Origin of the sequence: Streptomyces roseolilacinus, from assembly GCF_014649335.1 — a bacterium.
Classification (GTDB): domain Bacteria; phylum Actinomycetota; class Actinomycetes; order Streptomycetales; family Streptomycetaceae; genus Streptomyces; species Streptomyces roseolilacinus.
In genome coordinates this window covers 1-4,184 of the sequence record NZ_BMSV01000028.1, presented here as the reverse complement: position 1 = coordinate 4,184, position 4,184 = coordinate 1, and the positions used below count along the sequence as shown (strand labels likewise).

General features: G+C 69.5%; 6 protein-coding genes. 3 read left to right on the top strand and 3 right to left on the bottom strand.

The genetic code is table 11. The features are described from left to right. The first annotated feature begins 359 nt into the window (after positions 1 to 359). Both IE106_RS29910 and IE106_RS29905 read left to right on the top strand, forming a co-directional pair. Positions 360 to 590: a hypothetical protein gene (locus IE106_RS29910; protein WP_189538374.1), complete on the top strand. Its 231-nt coding sequence runs from the start codon at positions 360 to 362 to the stop codon at positions 588 to 590. Continuing rightward, positions 580 to 837, top strand: a complete 258-nt coding sequence (locus IE106_RS29905) for a hypothetical protein (RefSeq protein ID WP_189538373.1) — start codon at positions 580 to 582, stop codon at positions 835 to 837. The genes IE106_RS29910 and IE106_RS29905 overlap by 11 nt, the downstream gene beginning before the upstream one ends. Positions 838 to 1,132: 295 nt before the next feature. Here the strand turns inward: IE106_RS29905 and IE106_RS29900 are convergent, their stop codons facing one another. The 3 genes from IE106_RS29900 to IE106_RS29890 all read right to left on the bottom strand — a co-directional run bounded on the left by IE106_RS29900 (position 1,133) and on the right by IE106_RS29890 (position 3,066). After that, the gene (locus tag IE106_RS29900; protein WP_189538372.1) at positions 1,133 to 1,294 is read right to left on the bottom strand and encodes a hypothetical protein; all 162 of its coding nucleotides are present in this window, start codon (positions 1,292 to 1,294) and stop codon (positions 1,133 to 1,135) included. Between the two features lie 657 nt (positions 1,295 to 1,951). Then, complete coding sequence (locus IE106_RS29895; RefSeq protein WP_030423082.1) at positions 1,952 to 2,371, bottom strand: helix-turn-helix domain-containing protein; 420 nt, start codon at positions 2,369 to 2,371, stop codon at positions 1,952 to 1,954. A 50-nt stretch (positions 2,372 to 2,421) separates the two neighbouring features. Then, entirely contained in the window at positions 2,422 to 3,066 is a 645-nt protein-coding gene (locus IE106_RS29890; RefSeq protein WP_229840950.1) for a hypothetical protein, read from the bottom strand. Between the two features lie 425 nt (positions 3,067 to 3,491). On the opposite strand from IE106_RS29890, the gene IE106_RS29885 reads away from it, so the two are divergent. Continuing rightward, a complete protein-coding gene (locus tag IE106_RS29885; RefSeq protein WP_189538371.1) occupies positions 3,492 to 3,629 on the top strand; it encodes a hypothetical protein in 138 nt (45 codons plus the stop codon). The last annotated feature ends 555 nt before the right edge of the window (positions 3,630 to 4,184 follow it).

Below are 4,184 nucleotides of genomic sequence, written 5' to 3'. Positions count from 1 at the left end.
TCAAAGTTCGCCGTCACAGGACAAGACCTGATCACCCCTGTCACGCTCACCAAGCGTCACCCGGAGGTGTCACGCCCCTGTCACGCCGCCTGTCACGCCGCCGGAAAGCCGCGTGACAGCACCCTCCCGAAAGCCGATCAATTCGGGCATTTATGCTCGGATTCGGCCCGGAACCCTCCGGGCCGAATCCGCGTGACAAGCACGACAGCGTGACACCCCACCGGGAAGTGATCACACTCTGTTGCGACCGGCGCGGAAGCCCAGCGACGGCGAGGGCCGGTTCGCCCGTGCCCGGCTCCCGCGCCGCGCCTCGGCGATACCGTGGTGACACACGCCAGAGAGAAGCCCAGGAGCCCCGGATGAGCCAGCAGCCGGCCCCCGTGCCCGCCCGCCAGCCCCTCGACGAGCACGCCGCCGCATCGGCCCGCGCGTACGCGGCCGCGGAGCGCGCCAAGACGGACGTCCTCGCCTCGGTCCTGGAGGACATCGCCGCCAACGGCTACCCCTCGCCCGAGTCCGGCGTGCCGTGGGAGACCGCCCGCGACGCGCACCTCGCCCGTCTCGCGGACGAGCAGCCGCGTGTCGCCTGAGCACGGCGCGCGCCGCTCGCGCGTCATCATGGTGGAGCCCGCGCTCACCCAGCTGGCGAAGCTCACCGCGAGCGAGACGCACCGCCTGGACCGCGCGATCGTCGCCATCAGCGTCAACCCGGAGCTGGGCACCGAGGTGCCCGGCACCCTGCTGCGCGACTACGCGGACGAGGTGGACGCAGTCCGCGTCATCTACTTCGTCACCGCCCTGAAGACCATCACGATCGTGGCGTACGTCGAAGCCTAAGCAGCATGCAGCAGCGCCCCGGGCCTGGTCGGGTCCGGGGCGCTGCTGCATCTGCTGCACGAGGCGCTGCTGCCGTTGATCCGGGTGCCGGAGAGCGATGACATTCGAAGGCCAGCCCCAGGCGCCGCAAGGGTGCTGCTCGGGTAGCAGGCCGTGCTGCACCGGGGGCAGCACGCCGTGCAGCAAACGGTCGTCCGGCTGCTGCACGGCGTGCTGCAACCCCTCAGCCGTCGGCCCCGGTGGCCCATCGCTCCAGGTCGCTCACCGGCTTGTTCAGCAGGATGCGACGGCAGGACTACGCGGTCGCGCGACTCTCCAGGTGCCTCGCCTTCGCCAGGTCGGCGTGCGAGAGGCCCTTGGCCGCCGGCTGACGCAGCGAGGCGTCCCGTACGGCCTCCAAGCGCTCCAGCAGCCCGGTGGTGCTCTCGATGGCGGCCGCGAGCTCCGCGGCGCGCACGCCTGGTCCTCGATGAGCACCCGCAGCGCGACCAGCGGACGGGTGACGGCGGACCGGGTCATGTGGCTCTCGCCCCGCAGGGCCTCGATCCGCTCGGGCCGGCCTGCTTGCGGACGGCGTCGCCGCGCATCCACATCGCCCGGCAGTGGTCGCTGACAGATCCTTTTCGCAGGGCTGCAACCTGCGCGTTTCCCGCCCACGGGAACCGTGTGCGCGTATCTGACAGACGTGTCCCGCATGCGGGACACGGCGGCGCTCCCCGGCCTGGAGCCCGGCTTCCCCTCCAGGGGAACGATGTACGCCTCTACGGAAACGGGCTGCTCTTGTTCTAGAGGAGCAGAACAAGACGGTTCCGCTAGTGCTACCGTCCGGTGGCGCTCCCCACCTCCGACCTGGCGCTTTCCCCTGGAGCGGAACGATGTGCGCCTGGGGCCCGCCGCGTGTTCTGGAAATCTAGAACATGTCAGTACCCCTGGTGATACCGACTGTAGTGACCAGCGGCGCTGTGACCTGCGCTTTCCCCTCGATGGGAATCGTGTAGCGCTCCGTGAGCCGGAGGGTCCCCTCCAGGGAGCCGCGTACGACGCCGGTGGCATGCGAACGGCGCCGCACCCAGAGTGCGGCGCCGTGGCGTCGGGAGAGGCGCTGTGAAGCGGCTCAGGCGCTTTGCGCGAGGTTGGCGACCTGGGCGGCGAAGCGGGTGCGCCGCTGCTCGGAGAAGTCCTCTGCAGGGGTCGCATTGATCTCAGGGACGGCCATCGCGGTGCCGGCGACCCGGCCGCCGGTGAGCACGGGGTGGAGCTGATAGTGGCCGCGGCGCAGAAGCCAGGCGAGGCCAGCCTGCTTCAGCTCCTTGAAGCCCCGGTTGACAGCGGGCTTCCCGGCTCCGAGTTCGGCGGCCATCTCGGCTTGGCTGATGCTGACCGAGCCGCTGTCAGGGTCCTGGAGGGCCAGGAGCACGTCGAGCACGCGGCGGGCGGTCAGGGAGACGTCCACGAGGGCCAGCATCCGCAGAGCGTGGCGGGTGAGCACGATCGGCTCGTCGGACGGGGGGCCAGGGACGTAAGTGGTGCTCACGAGGGCCTCCTGGTCGTTGTCGTCTGGCTCTGAGAATATGCCCGCGCGCGTCATGCGCTCGCCTTCCGGGCGGGCAGACGGCGGCGCGAGAGCGTCACGACCTTCTCGCTACGACGGGCGGCCTCGGCTTCCTTCTTCGCCTTCGCCCGCTCCGCCCGCCATTCGGCGGGGTAGTCCGGAGCCGGGATGATGCAGGCCGGACCGTCGGCGGCGTTCCACTCCTTCTGCCACCGCTCCTGCTCGGCGGAGGTGCCGGCCACCGTGAGCCACGGGTTCAGCTGGAGCACGCCGGGCTTCGCGGTCCGCGTCCAGCCGATGTGGTGGAAGAACTGCATGGGCTCGCTCACCGAGGCCGCGGACAGACTGCACAACTTCTGGAGGTCGCGCTGGTTGATCCGGACGTATCCGCGCGGCGCCTTCGTGCGGTCCACGCCGTGGTAGGCCGGGTCCTGCGCGGCCACGAGCTTGCACCACACCTGGAACCAGCTTCCCGGCATCTTCAGGCTGCCGAGGACGTCCATCAGCAGCCGCGCGTCCAGGACGTAACCCTTCACCTCCGCGCTGACCGCGAACTCGCGACCCTGGATCTTCTCGACACTGACGACCATGCCGCCCTTGCCGTCCGACCGGGCAACAACGCGCTGGCCAGGCCGAACAACCGGCAGCTGCCCCATCAACGCCTCCAGGAAGATCATCGACTGTGGACCGAACGGTATCACTAGGGGAACCGTCTTGTTTCAGAGGGGTAGAACACGCCCTGCCTCCAGCAGGCCGCCGCGCCGCCTCGACACGCCCGGACTTTGTTCTAGATCTCCAGAACAAACCGACCCCCCTTTGTTCTGGAGATCTAGAACACGCCGTTTGGTGTTTGCCCAGGTCAACGCGTTTTGGAGCCGCGAGCACTCTTAGGTGTCTGTAAGACACCCGCCGAGCCTGTAGCGCGGGCACCGGCCTCGGCCCCCTTGAGCTGGCAGCAGCAGACAGCCGGGCGTGTCTGGCATCGCTCGCGCCCGCCCCGGGGCTGGGGCGTGGTGGCTGAGACAGCTTGGCGTGCGGCTCCAGAACTCGGGTGCGGACCGTAGGCGGCATCAGCGGCTCTGAGTCTCGGGTGGTGCCGACCATGACGATCAACAGCAAGGAAGCATGGCCGGTGGCGGTGAAGGGTTCCGCCGCCCGGCCCGAGGAACCGTTCGGCTTCGGTACCTCCACGCCCCGAAATTCAAGCGTCACGATATCTGGGCTTCCTTTCTCTGGCTGAGACTCAGTGCTGACCAATTTGTGATTCCTCGCCTCGCAGGGGGGTGCTGAATACGGGGGCTGATGTATCTCAAAAGGCGCGCCCCGGCCTAACTCAAAACTGGCTTTTCCTGGTCAAGGGTGGTGCGTGCTGATTCCAGTCTTAAGCTAGCCAATATTTTTGAAGCACACTCCCGGATCGTCCACCTTCACCCTCCCCGACCCCTGTTCGCCTCGTCACCCACCCGACTACCTGTCACCTCCCCCTCCTCTTGCTGCTGCTCGGGCCGTGAGGCCCGTGGGTGGGCCGCGCGGGGCGTGGCACGCCTGGCCGGTGGGGGAGTGGGGCGCGCACCCGGTGTGGCTGGAGCGCAGCGGAGGCCACGGGCCGGCCGGAGGCCGGCCCCGGCCCGCAACGCGGGCCGGACGCCCTGCCCTTGACGGCGGGCGCGGAGCGCGTGCCGCCCGGCGGTGAGCGGAGCGAGCCGCCTCCGCTCACGCGGAGCGGGAGCGGCCGGGGCGCGCAGCGCCCCGGCTCGCTGCTTCGGGCGCAGCCCGAAGGGACCCGCTCCGCGGG

Excerpts from the sequence above, each read along its gene's own strand:
- IE106_RS29910 (WP_189538374.1), top strand. The coding sequence starts at position 360 with ATGAGCCAGCAGCCGGCCCCCGTGCCCGCCCGCCAGCCCCTCGACGAG.
- IE106_RS29890 (WP_229840950.1), bottom strand. The coding sequence starts at position 3,066 with ATGATCTTCCTGGAGGCGTTGATGGGGCAGCTGCCGGTTGTTCGGCCT.
- IE106_RS29885 (WP_189538371.1), top strand. The coding sequence starts at position 3,492 with ATGACGATCAACAGCAAGGAAGCATGGCCGGTGGCGGTGAAGGGTTCC.